An 18,472-nucleotide genomic window follows, 5' to 3' on the forward strand; every position below is an offset into this window, starting at 1 on the left:
AAATTTACACAATTTTATCTGCTTATTTTTTCATGGTTAAAGATTTTTGTGATTTAGTTTCTTGGATCAAAAGCATCCCGTACCGCTTCTCCCATATAGATCAGCAAACTCAGTACAATGGCCAAACTAAAGAATCCCGACAATGCCAGCCACGGTGCATTTAAGTTGTTTTTGGCCTGAAGCAAGAGTTCCCCGAGGGATGCCGACTCGGGTGGCAAACCATACCCTAAAAAATCCAGCGCTGTCAGTGCAGTAATATTGGCAGTTAGCATAAAAGGTAACTGTGACAGGCTAGAACCTATCACATTGGGGAGAATATGTTTGAACATGATCCGTCCATCCCCGGCCCCAATACTTCTTGCTGCCCAGACGTATTCCAGATTTCTGGCGCGCAAAAACTCAGCGCGCACCATACTCACCAGTGTGGTCCAGCCAAATAACAGCATGATCAGAAATAGCCAGTAAATACTCGGGGTAAACAGACTGACCAGTACCATCACCATAAACAGCATCGGTAAACCGCTCCAGACTTCGAGTATGCGTTGCCCGATCAGGTCAATCCATCCACCATAATAACCCTGAATTGCCCCTGCTAAAATTCCCAGCACCGCAGACAATAAAGTCAGAGCAAAACCAAACAGTAATGAAATCCTTAAACCATATAGAATCCGTGCCAGAACATCACGGCCCTGATCATCTGTTCCCAGCCAGTTTTGCGCACTCGGGGGCGATGGCACCGGTTCAGCCAGTTCAAAATTTGGCGTTTGATAGGAAAACGGAATGATGGGCCAGATCGCCCAGCCTTTTTCTGCAATCAGTTGCTGTACGGCAGGATCTTTATATTCTGCTTCTGTCTCAAATACCCCACCAAAAGTGGTTTCCGGATAGGATTTCAGGATGGGCAGATAAAAAGCATGATCATATTTCACCAGCAAGGGTTTATCGTTAGCAATCAGTTCTGCACCCAAGGAAATGATGAAAATAGCACTGAAAATAATGAAGCAGCTAAAGCCCAGCTTATGCTGCTTAAAACGTTGCCAGCGTACTTGCATCAAGGAAGACATTATTGTGATCCTCGACGTGAACTGAAATGAATTCTTGGATCAATCAGTTGATAGAGCAAATCGCTGAGTAAACGCAGTATCAGACCGAGCAAGGTGAAAATAAACAAAGTACCAAAAATCACCGGATAGTCACGCTGGATAATCGCCTCAAAACCTAAGACGCCTAACCCATCCTGATTAAAGATAATCTCGATGAACAGGTTGCCCACGAAAAACACCCCGATCAGAACTTCGGGCAAACCTGCGATAAGCACTAAAATGGCATTCCGGAATACATGCCGATACAGCACTGCATGTTCAGTTAAACCTTTGGCCCGCGCAGCCAGGACATATTGTTTGCTCAGCTCTTCCACAAAAGAAAATTTGACCAGATAGGTCAAACTGGCAAATCCGCCAAGCACCATGGCCAACAGCGGCAAGGCCATATGCCAGAAATAATCCTGAATTTTCGCAAAGAATGAGAGTTCAGCAAAATTTTCAGAGCGAATTCCCTGCAAGGGAAACCAGTGCAGATAAGACCCACCAGCAAAAAATATGATGAGTAAAATGGCAAAAATAAAGGCTGGAATGGCATAGCCTACTGCCAACACTAGAGAGGTAGTCTGATCAAACAGACTGCCATGTTTTCGGGCTTTTCTAATCCCTAAAGGAATGGAGACCAGATAAATCAGCAAGGTACTCCACAGGCCTAAAGAAAGCGATACTGGCAATTTTTCCCAGATGAGTTCAGTCACAGGTTTGTCTTTGAAAAAACTCTGCCCCAGATCAAACTGCGCATAACGCGTTAGCATTTCCCAAAATCGAATATGCAGCGGCTGGTCAAAGCCGTACTGGATATTAATCTGCTCAAGCATCTCCGGTGTGAGGCCTTGCTTTCCCTGATACTGCAATCCGGTATGCGCCAAACCATTGACCTGTTGCGCCTGATAAATCGCCTGCTCCACCGGACCACCGGGTGCCAGCTGGATCACCATGAAATTGATCAGCAAAATGATCAGCAAGGTTGGAATCATCAGCAACAGACGTTTGAGAATATAAGTGCTCATGGCACTCCCTGATAGGCTTGGAGCTTAATGCTGCTTGAAATAATCAGCCACATGTCTGGCCTTTTCTGCATCGACCCACCAGTAATCAATCCCGGCGGAGAGTTTAGGTTTTCGTTGCGGCTGCTGATACATATTCCAGTAAGCATACCAGTATTCACCCGTACCATAAGTCAGAATATGATAATAGCCTGCACGCAGTAAACGGTCTAATGCTCGGGTACTATTCACCAGCTGTTCACGGTTTTGAGCCTGAGTCACCTGCTGAATGACTCCATCAATGGCCGGATTTCGAATGCCGGCATAATTATAATTACCTGACTGCGCTGCGGCCTGACTGCCCCAGAACTGTTTCTGCTCCTGCCCCGGTGTCAGGGATTGCGGCATGGTATCAACAATCATATCAAACTGATAATTCCGCAGCCGTTCATAATATTGCGCGGTTTCTACCATACGAATGCTGGCCTGAATGCCCAAGCGTTTTAAATGACGCAGATATGGCATCAGATCACGCTGTTGCTCCGCCTGATGCAACAGGAACTCAATTTGTACCGGTTGACCCGAAGCATTAATCAACTTCCCCTGTTGATAACGATAGCCTGCCTTTAATAGCAATTGACGGGCTTTTAACAGATTGTTCCGGTTAAAACCGGAGGCATCTGACTGAGGATATTTCCAGTCCTGCAATACAGCCTGACGTTGAACCGGATCAAGCTGCTTTAAATGGGGTTTTAAAATATGCAGTTCTTGAACACTTTGCCGTCCATGAGATGCCAGCTCGCTATTGGAAAAAAAGCTGTTCAGGCGCTGATATTCACCATAGAACATGGCTTTATTCAGCCATTCAAAGTCATAGGCAAAACTCAAGGCTTGGCGGAAACGGATATCGGCAAAAGGCTGACGGCGGGTATTGAATATCAGACTCTGGGTCGGAATCGGGTTGTGATGCTGAAAGCGGTAACGCTGCACCTGTCCTTGCCGAACGGCGGGAAACTGGTAGTCTTTCACCCAACGGTTGACCTGTTTTTCCTCATGCAAGGTAAATTGGCCCGACTTGAAAGCTTCGAACTTGATTTCAGGGCTACGATAATAACGATACTTGATCCGGTCAAAATTATAACGCCCGCGGTTGACCATCAAGTCTTTACCCCAATATCGGGGGTTGCGTTTGTAGCTAATACTACGTCCAGCATCTATGTGTTCAATGACATAGGGCCCTGAACCCAGCATCGGTTTCAGCGTCAATTCTTTAAAATTACGCTTTTGCCATTCCTGTTTAGAATAAATGGGCATCTGTGCGACAATCATCGCCATTTCCGGATTATGTCCGGATTTAAAATGCATTTTGACCTGTAAAGGTGACAGGACTTCCAGCCGGTTTAAATCAGCTAGATACATTTGCAGGCCAAAATTGGACTGGGTCTGAAACAACTCAAAACTGTATTTGACATCTTGTGCAGTCACCGGCTGGCCATTGCTAAACCGTGCTTTGGGATTTAAATGAAAAATAATAAAGGCAGTTTTCTTGGGGTCAAAACTGACTTTTTCCGCCAGCAAAGGATAGTACACACCGGGCTCATCCAGTGACTTGGACAGCAAACTGTCAAAAATATAGTTGCCCCCCTCAGTGACATTGCCCTTGCCATTCATGCTGTTCAAATTATCGAAACTGCCATCAGCTGCCAGAATCAGCGTACCGCCTTTCGGTGCTTGCGGATTGGCATAAGGCAGGGATTTGGCCTGGGCATATTTCGGCTGGCTATGTAGTGCAATATATGAGGTGGTGATCAGGGCTGCCCAACTGCTACTTACGAGCAGCGGGGCTAGCCAGATCAACCTGAAAGTTTTAAATAAATGCGCGAATCTCATGATCCATTCATTAATTCGGCACTTTAATCACATCACCAATACGCAATTGTGTATTTGGTTTGAGATCATTCATTTCCGCCAGTTCATTGCTGTTCAGACCATAACGTGAAGCCAGACCGATTAAGGTATCACCGCGTTTGACCTTATAATCCCTCACCAGTTTTGGAATCTGAATGGTTTGACTGACACGCAATCCTGCGCGTGGGCTCAGATTATTTAACTGAGCCAGGTCGGTCACGCTTATGCCTAAACGGCTGGCAATTGCATTCAAGGATTCACCTGATTTTACCGTATAGGATTCAGTTGCCTTAGAAGCTACAGGCTTAGCTGCCACTTTCACGTCTTCAACTTTTTTATCTGCCGGAAAGTCACCATCAATTTTTAAACGCTGACCAATACGCACTGTGCTATTGCTATTCAGGCCGTTTAAATCTGCCAGATATTTCAGTTGTAAATGATACTGACGTGCAATAGAGCTTAAGGTTTCGCCTGATTTCACCACATGTGAATCCGATTTTGCATTCTTCGTCGCAGTTTCAGCAACCACTTCACGTACCGGTTCTGCGACTTCACCACTCAGTTTCAGACGCTGTCCCACACGCAAGCCGGCATTACGTGACATGCCATTCAGGCTCGCCACCTGGTCCATTGACAGATTGTATTTTGCGGCAATGCCGGTCAGCGTATCACCCGCTTGAACCGTATAGGTTTCAGGGATCTGACTGACGGCAGGAATCTTGATGGTCTGACCTATACGTAAACCACTATTGGCAGACAACCCATTCAATACAGCCAGTTCAGAAACACTCAGCTTGCTTTGACTGGCAATGCTATACAGGGTTTCACCGCGTTTGACCTGATAGTTTTCAGTCGCAGTCTGATCGACTTTGACATTTTCAAACTTCTGCTCAGTTTTCTGGCTAGATGCCGTTAGCCCTTCAACTTCCTGAAGTGGTACATTGATTTTCTGTCCCACCATCAGACTGCTACCGGCAGTCAGACCTGAAGTCAAGGATGCCAGTTCAGCATTTGAAAGCCCATAACGATCGGCAATCAGTTTCAGATACTCACCACGTTTCACTGTATAGGATTTGGTCTGAACCTTGACAGTTTCAGCTTTTTTCGTGTCTTCAACTTTGGCTTTGGACTGCCCTGTATCTTTCAATGACAGCTTTTGCCCAACAAACAGACCGCTATTACTATTCAGTCCATTAAAATCAGCCAGTTGTTTCACGCTAAAACCAAACTGGGTCGCTACGCTAGTCAGAGAGTCATTGGCCTGAACGACATAAGTTTCCGGCTTTTCTTTGGCTTTGCTGGCTTCCTGTACCGGTTTGGCATCATACAGATAAATGGTGGTGCCCACATACAGCGGAGAATTTGGATCAATCTGGTTCCATTTCGCTACATCACGCCAGTTCACGCCATTTTTGGCCGCAATCATTGCCAGATTATCACCTGGTAATACCTTATAGGTACTGCGTTTGCCTTTTGGAGCGACCACCACCACTTCAGAATCCGTCTTGACGTAATTTTTGCCCTGATTTAGCTGGGCTTCAACCGAGTTCGCAGTGGTATTGTCAGCAACTTCTTTTGGATAAGAGAAGCCTTTGGTCAGCTCCTTACCTTGCTGCTCAGCCACAGACAGGCTGGTTTGAATGGCAGTCAGCTTGATTTTGCCATCATAAGGATCAACAATTTCTGTGCCAGCCGGCGCCAATGCTTTCAGCTCTTCAACCACTTGGGCCTGTTCTGCCGGTGTTGCGACAGGCTGCAGAATTTCATCTACAGTTTTCTGAATATCCTGTGCGATGACCGCCTGCTCAACTTGCTGACGCTCAGCTGCCGAAATCGGTGGTTCGACCTGAATCTGTTTCGCTGGCGCTGCAGGTGTTACAGCTACCGGAATACGCGGCGCACTTGGAATCGGCAAATCACTTTGTGCCGCAAAACTGGCCAAGGCAGATGAGCCTTTAGGCGTCGAAATCTTTTTCGTAGTCTGCGTTACAGTATTTGCCGTTGTCGCGGTACTTACCGCTGCTGTGACGACAGGCGGCGTACTTGCAGCTTTAGCCGGAGTCGTCGTTTTGGCAACAGTCGTTGCAGGCTGATTACTAACAACCGCTGGCGGAGTCTGTTTAGAAGGTGTAATCGTTTTGGTATTTAATTCTGGCGGTGCAGCTCTGGTGGGCACCACTGTCGTCGTATTTCGCGGCAAGCTGTTCGTGTTACTCGCCCATAAACCACCTGAACCGGATAATTTTTTCAGCTTTTCATCGACTGAAGGACTTAAATCAGCTGGAATCAGAATACGGCGCGGACTTGCAGGATCAATATGATCACCACGATGACCCGGGTTTAATTGATACAGTTCTGCACGGCTTAGACCAGTGATGGCTGCAATTTCATTTAAACTGGCAATGCCCACTGGCACTTCACGGAAATGCGGACGGTTGGCAATCGGTGGCAAGCTCACCCCATAGCTGCCGGGATTTTTAATAATTTGTGCAACCGCCAAGAAACGTGGCACGTAACTCATGGTTTCTTGTGGTAGTTTCAATGACCAATAATCGGTAGGCAGACCTGCAGCTTTGTTACGGTTAATCGCCTGCTGAATACGTCCTGGGCCTGCATTATAAGAAGCAAGCGCCAATTCCCAGGAACCAAACTGGTTATACAGACTGCCCAAAAACTCATAGGCTGCACGGGTGGATTCCACCACATCACGACGACCATCGTATAAAGAAGTCTGCTTTAGACCATAAATGCGGCCGGTACTTGGAATAAACTGCCATAAACCTGCTGCCGCCGCACTACTGGTCGCTGCCGGGTCATAAGAACTTTCAATAATCGGTAACAGTGCCAACTCGGTCGGCATGCCACGGCGTTCTGCTTCTTTTACTGTGTAATATAAATAACGTGATGCACGCGCACTTAAGCGATCCAGATAAGGCTGACGTGAAATAAACCAGCCACGCTGCGCATCAATCCGCGGATTCCAGACACTTAGGTCCATCTTGAAACCTACGGTCATGCGTTTCCAGACATCACCATGTTTCAGAATCTGTAAACGGTCGCCTTCGACTGCACGCATATCCGTTGCAGAGAGTAAATCTTCGAGTCCATCCAGACTGCTGGCATCCAGATATTGTGATCCAACCTGCTTGCTTGATGCTGTTTGGGTCGCACTTTGTGTAGATGAACAGCCCGTCAGTCCTAGAGAAGCAAGCGCAGTTCCCAGTACAGAATATTTTAAAAATGTAGGTAATGTCGGCTGCCACAAAATTGCGGTTGGTTTATACATAAAGAAATCCAAACAACTCGTATATAAATTTATTTTTTAGATATGCCATTGTAGTGAAGCATGTCGAAGACTCAAGCCAATAATTTACCGCGATTTCACGTTAAATGTTACAAGAAATTAAAAAATCCTGGACATATAGATTGATCGACTGCATTTGCGCTATACAATAAGCCTTCCAGCTTGTTCTATTTTGATCGGATTTAATCTATGTCACACACTATCACACTTTATGTTGATGGCGCCTGTCGCGGCAACCCGGGTTTAGGCGGTTGGGGTGCGTACATTGTTAATGGCCAACAAGAACACAAAATTTATGGCGGTGAAGATCATACTACTAATAACCGTATGGAACTGACGGCTGCCATTGAAGGGATTTTGTTTTGTGACAAACAGGATAAACTGGTGATCTATACCGATTCCAAGTACGTCAAACAAGGCATTACCGAATGGATTCATGGCTGGAAAAAGAAAAACTGGAAAGACGTCAAAAATCCGGATCTGTGGCAAAAACTCGATGAAGTCTGTCAGGGACGCGAGATTGAATGGCACTGGGTCAAAGGTCATGCTGGACATCCGGGCAATGAAATGGCCGATCAGCTGGCCAATCTGGGTGCTGATGAAACCCTGAAAAAATCCAAGCAAAGCCCTTCAATGTCTGAAGATAAAAAAAAATCTGAACCCGACTGGTTGCTAGACGATCCTTTCGGTCTTGATCTGGCCGAGAGCGAAGAAGAACTGGAAGATCTGCCGGAAGAAATCATCGAAGTGACTGTTGAAGAAATTACCCAGACTGAAGTTTTAGCAACGGACAGCAATAAAGATGCTTCATCTTTAGAAGCATCTACCTCGACTGAGCTACATCCGCAAATTGTCATTACACCAGCAAAGCTACAGCTGCATGGCCCACGACAACTGATTCTGGATACTGAAACTACCGGTTTTTATTATCAGGATGGTGACCGGATTATTGAAGTCGGCGCGCTGGAAATGATTAACCGTAAACTGACCGGCAGCTCGATTCATATTTATATCAATCCGAAAACACCGGTCGGTGATTCTGTCAATGTCCACGGGATCACCGATGAATTCCTGCAAGACAAACCGCTGTTTGAAGAAATTTCTCAAGTGCTGTTTGACTATTTACACGACGCGGAAATTATTGCGCATAACGCGACCTTCGATATGAACTTCCTGGATATGGAATTCAAACGCGCAGGTTTTAAAGCGCTCTCCGAGGTCTGTGACGTCACCGATACCCTGGCACTGGCCAAGTCCAAGCATCCAGGGCAGAAAAACTCGCTGGATGCCTTAGTGCGCCGTTACGAGATTCCACAACGCGACCGTACCTTCCACGGTGCCTTGCTCGATGCGGAAATCCTGTCCGATGTTTATCTGGCCATGACCGGTGGACAGGTGTCTTTTGATATCGATGCCCTGTCTCAGTCTGAAGACCAGAACAGCCGCTCAGGGATGGCCAGAGTTGAAATTGAATTGCCGGTGATTCTTCCGTCAGAACAGGAATTACAGGAACATGAGAATTGGGTCAAACAATTCGAAGAAAAACATAGAACTGCTTGCCTTTTCGCGAAATAAAATCTACATTTCCGGGGATACTTTAGGTTTAAAACTATCGTTCTTCAGTTATAGTAAATACAAAGAGGCCCCGTAGTTTAAAGCGGGGCTCATATATAGATAATACTCCAGGAAAGGTGCAGATCATGTCTTACCAAACCTCTATACATTTTGATCCAACAGCTTTACTGATAATAAAAAATGAGGTTGATAACTCGATCAAGTTAGTCGAATCAGCAGTAAGCACCTTGGTAGAAGACCAGACTTTACCTTTTGGTATTGATGATGCATTAAATCAGTTCGAACAATGCGCCCAGGTTCTGGCACTCATCGACATGTCCAGTCTGGCAAAAATCGCTCAATATTCAGCAGAACTGATGCGCAAGATCATGGGGAATCCAGCGCAGGTCAATACTCAAGAAGTGATCGCCTTGAGTGAAGGCACCACCATGCTGAAACGCTATATCGAATTTATCTGTTTGCGTGAAGTAAAAATTCCACAGTTTTTGCTGGATACCCTGAACCGTCTGGAACTGGTTTTGGGTAAACCGCTGACGACTGAAGGCCAGCATGTAGAAGGTTTATTGGATTGCGTCACCCCTGATTTTGCACTGCCACAGGCACCAAGCCTGGAAAAATCCCAATATGTACACCGCCTGTATAAGCTGTCACTCAACAAGCTGATCAATCAGGAAGAAAGTGAACTGGATCTGCAAGCCGTCAAACTGGTGGGTGCTTATCTGGCTGGACTTGCAGAGCAACATGACAGCAAGCAGTACTGGAATCTGGTATATGTCGCGTTAAACAATATTGAGCACCTGCTGATTAATGAGCCACGTCTACGCACCTTGGTGAGCATTGAGCGCAACATGGCACAGTATTTTAGCTCGGCAGACAGCTTCAAGGCTTCGCTGGCTGATCTGGCCAATGTGCTCAGCCTATGTATCAGTCAGGAAGATGAAACTGCGCAATCTATCCGTAGCCAGCTCAATGTTGGCGATGACCTACTGACCGATATGCAATTACAGGTCTTCAGTCGCCACCTGTATGGTCCTGACTTTGAAACCATGCATACCATCAGCGAGTTGGTGACCACGGAAATGGCGCAAATTCGTAATGATATCGAGTTCAATTATCAGAATATGACGCCTGAAAAGACTCAGGAATTACAGGCTCAACTGAATAGTTTGGCCAATATCTTCAAGGTGTTGAACCTGAATGAAGCCTATCATGACCTGACCCGTCAGGCCGCTTCACTGAGTCAGCCGGAGATGATGCAGGATGCCAACTTTGCCCAGCAGTTGATGAATGTGATTCTGTCTGCGATGAACTCGATTGGCGTACTGGAACGTCATCATACTTCGAGCCGCTTGCAGCTGCGTGTCAACAACATGAATATTTCTCTGGACCGTCTGGATGAAGCACACGCTGCTTTACTCACAGAAACCAAGGCCCTGATCGAGCTTTCTAGCCAGATTCTCAGCAATTACCTGCAAGATCATGACTTGACTGCCCTCGAACCTGTTCCTGTACAGTTTTGCGAGATTGGCGGCGCGATGCTGTTCCTGAATGCAGAACATGTTCGTACTGCGTTCACCACCACTGCAGAATTCATCAAGAACCGTATTGATCTGTCGATTGCATTAAGTCCGGAAGAAATTCATCGTGCTTTAGACACCCTGGCCAGTGCCGACATGATGATTGATAACTTAAAGAACAAACAGCCTGTATTACAGACCATGTTTCAGGTAGCATTGGACAGTAGTGAGAAACTCAAAATAGTTGCCTAATGTCCAAATTATCACTTGCTTATATTTTTCAACAACAGCAACTGCTGGTCGATCAACACTTTCAACTTCCACGGGTTGAAGCCTTGGCAAGTGATTTGCTACTCCACACGGGTGATCAGGTGATTGCCCGTGATCTTCTTCCCGATGAGCCGATTCCTGCAGGCTTGCAACTAGTTCCCATCCGTCAGCTGTTACAGTTCTGGAATACCCAGCAATTCGAACAGGCCAGCCGCGCAGTACAACTTTTAGAATGGCGTCGTAACCATAAGTTCTGTAGTCATTGCGGTACAGCGACTGAAGCGCATGCTGTTGAATATGCCATGGTCTGCCCATCCTGCAACTACCGGCAATATCCACGGGTACAGCCTTGCGTTATTACCGTCATTACCCGAGGCAAAGACGAGATTCTGCTGGCCAAAAATGCACGTAATACTAAAAGCCAGATGTATGGACTGATTGCCGGTTTCGTTGAAGTGGGTGAAACGCTGGAAGATGCAGTACGTCGTGAAACGCTAGAAGAAGTTGGCTTACAACTCAAGAATATTCAGTATCTGGCCAGCCAGCCCTGGCCTTTCCCAAGCAATCTGATGATTGCCTTCAAGGCAGAATATGCTGGCGGTGAGCTACAGCTGCAGGAAGAAGAAATTAGCGATGCGCAATTCTTTAAATTCGATCAGCTGCCTGAAATTCCGTTTAAAGGCAGTATTGCCCATGCCATGATCATGCATGTGACTCAAGGTACGCCCGTCGCAGACGACACCAAGACCTGGCTGTAAATCTGTATTTGAAAGATTTAGCCCAACGGCTCAAAAAAAGAATCCAGGGGAGATCATCCACTGGATTCTTTTTTATCTAGTGCTTGGTTAAACTAACATATCAGTATCAGGATTTAAATGCATCCTCGAGCGCCCAAAGCACCTGTGCCTTGGTCTGGAAAAACCGGCTAAACAAACTGGAGAGTGAACCCACAATCGCAATATGACCAAGTTTCGGAATTTGAATCAGATGGCTATGATTGCCCTTCTCTTTCAGTACGCGGTCCAAATCCTGGCTATTGAAATGCCCAACAATCTTGTCTTTTTCGGCAATAAACAGATAATGCCGGATTGAGCTATTTTTAACAAAATAATAAGGCATCACCTGCTGATAAGGCACCGCCTGATCAAATGCATCGGCACAGATCGGATCATTTTTGTAATCAAAATGATAAGGCCCCGCCAGACCAATAATCGCCCGGATTTGATTGTGATCAATGCTGGCAGATTGCGGATGATACAAGGCAGACATCACATTGAATGCCCCGGCAGAGTGTCCCATCAAGACCAGATTTTCAGCACAGATCTGCAACTGTCCAGCTGACTGCTGCAAATGATTGAGCAATAAATGCAGATCATGAATATAGGTCGGAAAAATATGTTGTGGCGCCAGATGATAATTCATCACCACCACATCATAACCTTCTTTAGCAAAGGACTCGCCAATAAACTGATAATCCTTTTTATCGCCATGCAACCAAGCACCGCCATGCACAAACACAATCAGGGGACGATGTGGCAAAGGCTGCTGACTCCGAAACAGGTCAAAGCGTTGCCGGGATTTCAAGCCATAGGCCAATTGGGTTTCGACTGTGTAACCTTGTTTCGGAGTTAAACGATTTAAAGCATAACTACCAAAATCGTATAACCGGAAATCTTGATAGTGCTGTTGAAACTGCAAAATACGCTGTGAGAGTTGGGTTTTAAACTGGCCGACCTTATGGTTCATAGGTCGGTTCAACCGTATCAGGATCAATCGCCACTGGCGTCTGTTCAATACCCGGCTGCGCATATGCCGGTGCGGCAAAGTTTTGATTAGCCAGACTTGAATATTGCTCCACATTATCAATTAGGGTCACAATTTTAGTGACATTACCCACCTGTTGTAACACCTGATTCAGGTCAGCAATCTCGGCACCATTTAAACGACCCATCACATACAGTACGCCATCTTCAGTATGCACATGCACTTTACTATCCGCTACCACAGTCGCTTTCATGATCAAGCCACGGGTATTTGCAGTCACCGCAGTATCCTGCATGATGGTGCTATAGCTGATCTGATTGCCGACAGTAATAAAATTATGTACCGCTTTGACATCACTCATGGATTTGACATTATCTTCAGCCAGTTGCTTTAAATGGGCATCCGGCACCTGACCGGTCAACAAGACATTGCCATGGAAACTTTCAATATTGACCCGGGCCTGCTTAAAGCGCGAATCCAATTTATAAAGATTAATTTTTGCAGTACGGACAATTGAGGAATCAATAAATACCTGCCCCAAGGTACGCGCCCCACTTTCAGTTCCGACAGGAGCCGTACCTGTGCCGCTGGAAATAAAACTTGCACAACCTGATAAACTTGCGACACACAGCATTGTTATTGCAATACGCTTAACCACTCAGCAAGACTCCTTCATTTTATTACGTCTTTTTCAATCTAATAATCTGTTTTCAAGCTCAGATCATGTCAATTCTGCTTGAACTTTACAATGATCTTGAAGCAAATATAAGCATCTTTAGACCTTATTTTGTTCAAAGGTTAATAAACTCTTGATCAAAAGTAAAAGCATTTTCAATCCATGCCAGATCATAAGGGTATAGCGAAAAGTCATGCTGTAGGGTTTTTGCAAATTGCTGTTTAAAATCAAAACAAATCACGTCAAAACGATAGTAATAGTGTGCAAATTGTGGATTTTTCTGAATAAAGCACATGGCTGTCTTGAGCATTTTGCCCTGTTTCGCTCTGGAAACAGACTCGATCGCTTGTGCGTATCCAGTTTGTGCACGTGCTTTGACTTCTACAAAGACCAGCTCCTGATCACGTACCAGAATCAGATCCAGCTCGCCATAGCGACTGTGATAATTGGCTGCCAGGAACTGAAATCCATGGTTTTGCATCAATTGGGCCGCTTGCTGCTCCGCCCATGCACCTAGTTGCTGTCGTAGCATTCCTCTTTCGCTCATAGTAGCTTGACGCCTGTGCCACTATACTGAAAACATTGTGGACTACGCTGAATACTGTGGTCCGTGATTTCAATCCGGCCAGTTCTACCCTGAAATTCAATATGCTGCAAATGCGGTTGTGACAGGTACTGCTGGGTAATCTGCCAGGCATCTCCCCCGAAGGCAATCAGCCGCTGATAGGACATATCCACCGGTTCTTTAGCATAGGCCTGTAGAACATCCGGCCAGTCAGCCAGATAAAGTACCGGAACATCACAGAACTTGATCCCTTTCGGGGGTCTATGCTGCTCGCTGATCGCATTGGCCACGGTATACATCCGTTTATGGCTTAATTCAGGTATGGCAGCCAGCCCTTCTGCATTGCCGAGGTATAACAGCCCTTGTTTTGGCATTAAAAAAATGGGCGTCTTGTTCACGATCTTGAATTTCTGATCACTTTGACTGAACAATGACATCAGCAACAGCTCATACTCGGCTTCACTGCCCGGCTGGCGTAAAATCAGCAGCTGTTGAATTCCATCTTTGTGCAATAAGGTTTTTAAGGCAGCGGCATCTTCTTTTTTGGACAGGCTGAATTGCCAGACTTGGGGTAATGACCCTGCTACATCATTCAGGCTGAGGGTACGTACTTTAGGTTTGCTCTTGAGCAGTTGCTCTACATCGCTACGTGCCAATGGTCCTACCACCATTTTGGTCTTTTTATTGACATGCTGTTTTAGTAGCTGAGAGATATTTTTCTGATTGGAGTTGACCCATTTCAATGGGACTTTCTGCCCGGAAGTAGTATAGGCGCTGAGAAATCCCTGTTTGATACTCGATGCAGCTCGCGCCAAAGGCCCGGATTCGGGTAGAATGATCAACACTTCTGCTTGTACGCAGCTGATGTAGCTGACTAAACACAAGCCCAATATTTTATTTTTAATCTTCCATTTTTTATTATTCAATTTATTCCACATGGAGAAACCTATGAGTGCTCAGTTATTTGTTGTTGCGACTCCAATCGGGCACTTAGATGATATTAGTTATCGTGCAATTCAGGTGTTGAAGTCGGTGAGTCTTATTGCTGCCGAGGATACACGAACTTCAGCACAATTACTTAAACACTTTAATATTCAAACACCTCTAACTGCCTGTCATGAGCATAATGAAAGCAACAAGATTGATCAGCTGATCCAGCGCCTGCTCAATGGCGAGGATATGGCCCTGATCAGTGATGCTGGTACGCCCCTGATCAGCGACCCTGGTTTTAAATTTGTCCGTGCTGCACAAGCTCATAATATTCGCGTGATTCCTGTACCTGGTGCTTGTGCTGCGATTGCCGCCTTAAGTGCAGTTGGCTTGCCAAGTGACCGTTTCAGTTTTGAAGGTTTTCTGCCATCCAGACAAAGTCAGCGCCTGCAGAATCTGGAAAAACTGAAAGATGAAACCCAGACCCTGATTTTCTATGAAGCACCGCACCGGATTCTAGATTGCGTTAAAGATATGGCCAGCGTATTCGGTGCAGATCGCCCGGTCGGTTTTGCGCGTGAAATTACCAAGACTTTTGAAACTATCAAGAAAATGACCTTGGGTGAGCTGGTCGAATTCATTGTCAATGATCACAATCAGGAAAAAGGCGAAATTGTTTTGGTGATTGGCGGTGCCACCGAAGAAAAAGATCTGGATCAGGAAAAGCTGGATAAATTATTGAATCGCCTATTACAGGACCTTTCGGTCAAAGCTGCTTCACAACTGGCTGCAGATTTAACAGGTATCAAAAAGAAAATCGCTTATCAACGTGCTTTAGAACTGACTTCGGCAAACGACTAATTGCTTTAGATTTTCTATTACGTTTGGATTTGCAAAAAAAAACACCACATTGAATGTGGTGTTTTTTATAAGAAACAAGTTAATCAATAACTTATTCTTTGGCTACTGATTCATCTGCCGGCACTTCAACAATACGACCACCACTGGCAAGGAAAGCCGCAATCTCGTCTTCAAGTGCTTGACGCTTTTTCAGCTTTGCAGTGACGGTCAAAGTTTCAGCTTCTACAAGATCGGTATCACTGACGACCTCTGTGCTATCGACCGCGCCTTTTTCAGCGGCTTTTGCTTCATCATCGTCAACAATTGAATCTTCAACGTCGTCATCATAATCATTCATGTCTGTCATTTGCATCTCCCCAAAAATGGCCCTCGCTTGGTATTCCAAGTCAGGTATCGAATTAAGTGAAATTTAGCAATCTCTTCGACCTTCGCCTAGTACCAAACATCAAAAAATCGTATCTTTTTTAAACAAAATCGTTACTCTTTATTGGTGTTTGTTTAAAAAATTTACATTTCTGTCTTAAGCTGCGTAGCGTGTGTCTTTAAGTAAACCCAGACCATTGGCTTGCGCCATAAATGCATCTTTTAATATTGGCTGATTTTCTACCTGTTTTAAACCAAAATTACGTACCCAAACCATTGGGAAGAATGAGGTCGTTTCCATCCAGCCAATCGCAGACATGCTATGCATCATGGCATCGTTTTGACCTTTACGGCGATGTTCATAGCGTTTGAGGGTTTGCTCATGTGCCCATACGCCACGCGCCTGATCATGCAGTAAAACATCACAGAGCACTGCAGCATCCAGACAGCCAATATTCACCCCTTGACCTGCCAACGGATGAATCACATGTGCCGCATCTCCAATCAGGGCTAAACCGTCTTGAACATATTGCTGAGCGGCACGGGCTTTTAAAGGGAAAGTGGCACGTGATGTCGCCTGCAATACTTCACCCAACATATGCTGACTTTCACGGGTTAATAGCTGAGTAAATTCAGCATCTGGGAGCGCTGCATATTCCTCAGCATAATCCTCTGGCAAGGTCCAGACAATTGATTGCCAATGTCCCTGCTCTTCCGGATTAAGGCTGGCCATAGGTAAAAAAGCCAATGGACCGGTTTCAAGAAAAATCTGACGTGCCATATGCTGATGAGGCTGTGCAGTTTTAATGGCACAACTGATGCCTGCCTGTTTATAGTCCAGTACATCAATATCAATGAAAGCTTGCTCACGTACAAAGGAGTTTGCACCATCTGCGCCGACCACCAGTTTAGTTTGGAGTTGTGTACCATCAGCCAGATGAATGATCCACACACCGACGCCACGTTCGATACGGCTGACTTTGACCTGTGTTCTATAATCTTGAACATCTTCCAGCATCTTTTGCTGAATAGCCAGATTCAAAATGCTTGGTTCCACCATCGAGCCTAAAGCCTGCTCTACCGATAGTGTTTTTTCTGAAGACTGGCCAAAATTAATTTCTCCATAGCCATTTTTATTCCAGACCTGCATGCCGGTATAAGGCTGCTGACGTGCTAAATTTTCCCAGACACCCACCGTTTTTAATAGGTGAATGGTTGCCTGACTTAAAGCCAGGACACGCGGATTAGCCACCCTTAAGGTTTTATCTGCATCCAGAATTGGCGCTGCATCCAGAACTGTAGGCTGCACGCCCCCTTGGGCCAGCAATAGCGCAGTGAGCCCGCCTACCAACCCACCACCAATAATGACAACGTCTAATATTTCGTTAGTTTGATTTAAGCTCATGCTTTTAACCCCATGGCATAATTTGCAACGAGTGGCTTGATGCCTGGAATCGTATCAAAGGCGACTAAACCTGTATTACGCATCAATCTTAAAAACGGATTCTGGTTACTGAAACCGCGTACCACTGAATCACAGAACTTGATCACACGCTGCTGGTCACTGAGACGGGATTTCTCATAGTCTAGCAATATTGCAGCATCGCCCAAGTCTGCGCCTTGTGCCTGCTGCTCTTTCAGGTAACGCACCAATACATGCGCATCACGCATACACAGGTTAAAACCCTGTCCAGCGACCGGATGAATCGTATGTGCTGCATTGCCCATCAACACGACACGGCCAACAGCCTGTTTTTCAGCTAACACTTGAGATAAGGGAAAACTGAACCGTTTTCCGGTTTTCTGGAATTTTCCGGCACGATCGCCATACGTTTCCTGTAAGGCATCCAGAAAATGCTGGTCATTTTCATCCCCCAACCATTCTCCTTCAGTACCTTTTTTCACTGGCCAGACCACTGAACGACGATACTCACCCGGTAGTGGTAAAAGTGCCAAAGGCCCTAAATGGCTGAAACGCTCAAAGCCCACATGAGCATGTGGCTTAGACGTTTGTACTGTGGTCACAATCGCAACCTGATCATAATCATGTTCTGATGCACCAATACCCAAGGCTTTACGGCAGAAAGAATCCCGCCCATCGGCGGCAATAACCAGTTTGGACTGTAATTTTAGTGACGATTCACCACGCTGAGCTTCGATATAAGCAAAGTCTGTATCTTGGATAAGGGATGTCACTTGAACACCATCAATCAGTTCAATCAATGGCTCTTTTTTGACTTGGGTCAGCAGTACACGACCGAGCCAGGCATTTTCAATGACCTGACCAAAGCTTTCGACTTTTTCCTGTTCGGCTTTCAGTCGAGCCTTACCAAAACTGCCCTGTTCGGTAATATTCACTTCCAGAATTGGGGTAGCATGTTCTTGCAAGGCATTCCAAAGTCCAAGCTCCTGATAGATCTGCACGCTACGGCGTGACAAGGCACTGTTACGTGCATCAAAACTGGAATGATATGGCGCAAGATTTTCATCATCATAATTTGGGTATTTAATGGCTTCCAACAGTTTGACTGCAATATTGATTTTCGCCAACATCAATGCGAGGCTTAAGCCGACCATACCACCACCGACAATGATGACTTCTTGTTGCATGCTTACTTCCTTATCTGTTTATTCGCATCTATGGCGAATTACA

The 18,472-nt window shown here is 45.7% G+C and carries 15 protein-coding genes; 4 read left to right on the forward strand and 11 right to left on the reverse strand.

The window, feature by feature from the left end; genetic code table 11:
• Positions 1–53 precede the first annotated feature (53 nt).
• From Q9R24_RS01970 to Q9R24_RS01985, 4 genes are read right to left on the reverse strand one after another with little or no spacing between them, the layout of a single operon-like run.
• On the reverse strand, positions 54–1,064 hold the full coding sequence (locus Q9R24_RS01970) for an ABC transporter permease (protein ID WP_253138857.1): 1,011 nt from the start codon (positions 1,062–1,064) through the stop codon (positions 54–56).
• Positions 1,064–2,110, reverse strand: a complete 1,047-nt coding sequence (gene yejB / locus Q9R24_RS01975; RefSeq protein WP_311203603.1) for a microcin C ABC transporter permease YejB — start codon at positions 2,108–2,110, stop codon at positions 1,064–1,066. Before yejB ends, Q9R24_RS01970 begins: the two co-directional genes overlap by 1 nt.
• A gap of 24 nt (positions 2,111–2,134) precedes the next feature.
• Entirely contained in the window at positions 2,135–3,976 is a 1,842-nt protein-coding gene (locus tag Q9R24_RS01980; RefSeq protein ID WP_311203604.1) for an extracellular solute-binding protein, read from the reverse strand.
• A 10-nt stretch (positions 3,977–3,986) separates the two neighbouring features.
• A complete protein-coding gene (locus Q9R24_RS01985) occupies positions 3,987–7,280 on the reverse strand; it encodes a LysM peptidoglycan-binding domain-containing protein (RefSeq protein WP_311203605.1) in 3,294 nt (1,097 codons plus the stop codon).
• Between the two features lie 207 nt (positions 7,281–7,487).
• Here Q9R24_RS01985 and dnaQ point away from each other — a divergent pair, with 207 nt between their 5' ends.
• From dnaQ to nudC, 3 genes are all read left to right on the forward strand, one after another.
• Entirely contained in the window at positions 7,488–8,873 is a 1,386-nt protein-coding gene (gene dnaQ / locus Q9R24_RS01990) for a DNA polymerase III subunit epsilon (protein ID WP_311203606.1), read from the forward strand.
• A gap of 125 nt (positions 8,874–8,998) precedes the next feature.
• A complete protein-coding gene (locus Q9R24_RS01995; protein WP_311203607.1) occupies positions 8,999–10,642 on the forward strand; it encodes a chemotaxis protein in 1,644 nt (547 codons plus the stop codon).
• Positions 10,642–11,418, forward strand: coding sequence for an NAD(+) diphosphatase (gene nudC, locus Q9R24_RS02000; RefSeq protein ID WP_071851824.1), 777 nt, complete (start codon positions 10,642–10,644; stop codon positions 11,416–11,418). The genes Q9R24_RS01995 and nudC overlap by 1 nt, the downstream gene beginning before the upstream one ends.
• A gap of 106 nt (positions 11,419–11,524) precedes the next feature.
• On the opposite strand, the gene Q9R24_RS02005 is transcribed toward nudC, so the two are convergent.
• The 4 genes from Q9R24_RS02005 to Q9R24_RS02020 form a co-directional block, all read right to left on the reverse strand.
• Positions 11,525–12,406, reverse strand: coding sequence for an alpha/beta hydrolase (locus tag Q9R24_RS02005; protein ID WP_253146175.1), 882 nt, complete (start codon positions 12,404–12,406; stop codon positions 11,525–11,527).
• Complete coding sequence (locus tag Q9R24_RS02010; protein WP_004279522.1) at positions 12,396–13,082, reverse strand: BON domain-containing protein; 687 nt, start codon at positions 13,080–13,082, stop codon at positions 12,396–12,398. The genes Q9R24_RS02005 and Q9R24_RS02010 overlap by 11 nt, the downstream gene beginning before the upstream one ends.
• A 133-nt stretch (positions 13,083–13,215) precedes the next feature.
• The gene (locus Q9R24_RS02015; RefSeq protein ID WP_180086747.1) at positions 13,216–13,632 is read right to left on the reverse strand and encodes a YraN family protein; all 417 of its coding nucleotides are present in this window, start codon (positions 13,630–13,632) and stop codon (positions 13,216–13,218) included.
• A gap of 11 nt (positions 13,633–13,643) precedes the next feature.
• The gene (locus tag Q9R24_RS02020) at positions 13,644–14,603 is read right to left on the reverse strand and encodes a penicillin-binding protein activator (protein ID WP_311203608.1); all 960 of its coding nucleotides are present in this window, start codon (positions 14,601–14,603) and stop codon (positions 13,644–13,646) included.
• Positions 14,604–14,613: 10 nt separating this feature from the next.
• Between Q9R24_RS02020 and rsmI the strand changes: the two genes are divergently transcribed.
• The gene (gene rsmI / locus Q9R24_RS02025) at positions 14,614–15,456 is read left to right on the forward strand and encodes a 16S rRNA (cytidine(1402)-2'-O)-methyltransferase (protein ID WP_311203609.1); all 843 of its coding nucleotides are present in this window, start codon (positions 14,614–14,616) and stop codon (positions 15,454–15,456) included.
• A 91-nt stretch (positions 15,457–15,547) separates the two neighbouring features.
• Here rsmI and Q9R24_RS02030 read toward each other — a convergent pair whose 3' ends face one another.
• The 3 genes from Q9R24_RS02030 to ubiH all read right to left on the reverse strand — a co-directional run bounded on the left by Q9R24_RS02030 (position 15,548) and on the right by ubiH (position 18,429).
• The gene (locus tag Q9R24_RS02030; RefSeq protein ID WP_004646359.1) at positions 15,548–15,802 is read right to left on the reverse strand and encodes a hypothetical protein; all 255 of its coding nucleotides are present in this window, start codon (positions 15,800–15,802) and stop codon (positions 15,548–15,550) included.
• A gap of 174 nt (positions 15,803–15,976) precedes the next feature.
• Positions 15,977–17,224, reverse strand: coding sequence for an FAD-dependent monooxygenase (locus Q9R24_RS02035; RefSeq protein WP_311203610.1), 1,248 nt, complete (start codon positions 17,222–17,224; stop codon positions 15,977–15,979).
• A complete protein-coding gene (gene ubiH / locus Q9R24_RS02040; RefSeq protein ID WP_311203611.1) occupies positions 17,221–18,429 on the reverse strand; it encodes a 2-octaprenyl-6-methoxyphenyl hydroxylase in 1,209 nt (402 codons plus the stop codon). The genes Q9R24_RS02035 and ubiH overlap by 4 nt, the downstream gene beginning before the upstream one ends.
• Positions 18,430–18,472: the final 43 nt, after the last annotated feature.

Source organism: Acinetobacter sp. RRD8 (assembly GCF_031844225.1).
Lineage (GTDB): Bacteria > Pseudomonadota > Gammaproteobacteria > Pseudomonadales > Moraxellaceae > Acinetobacter.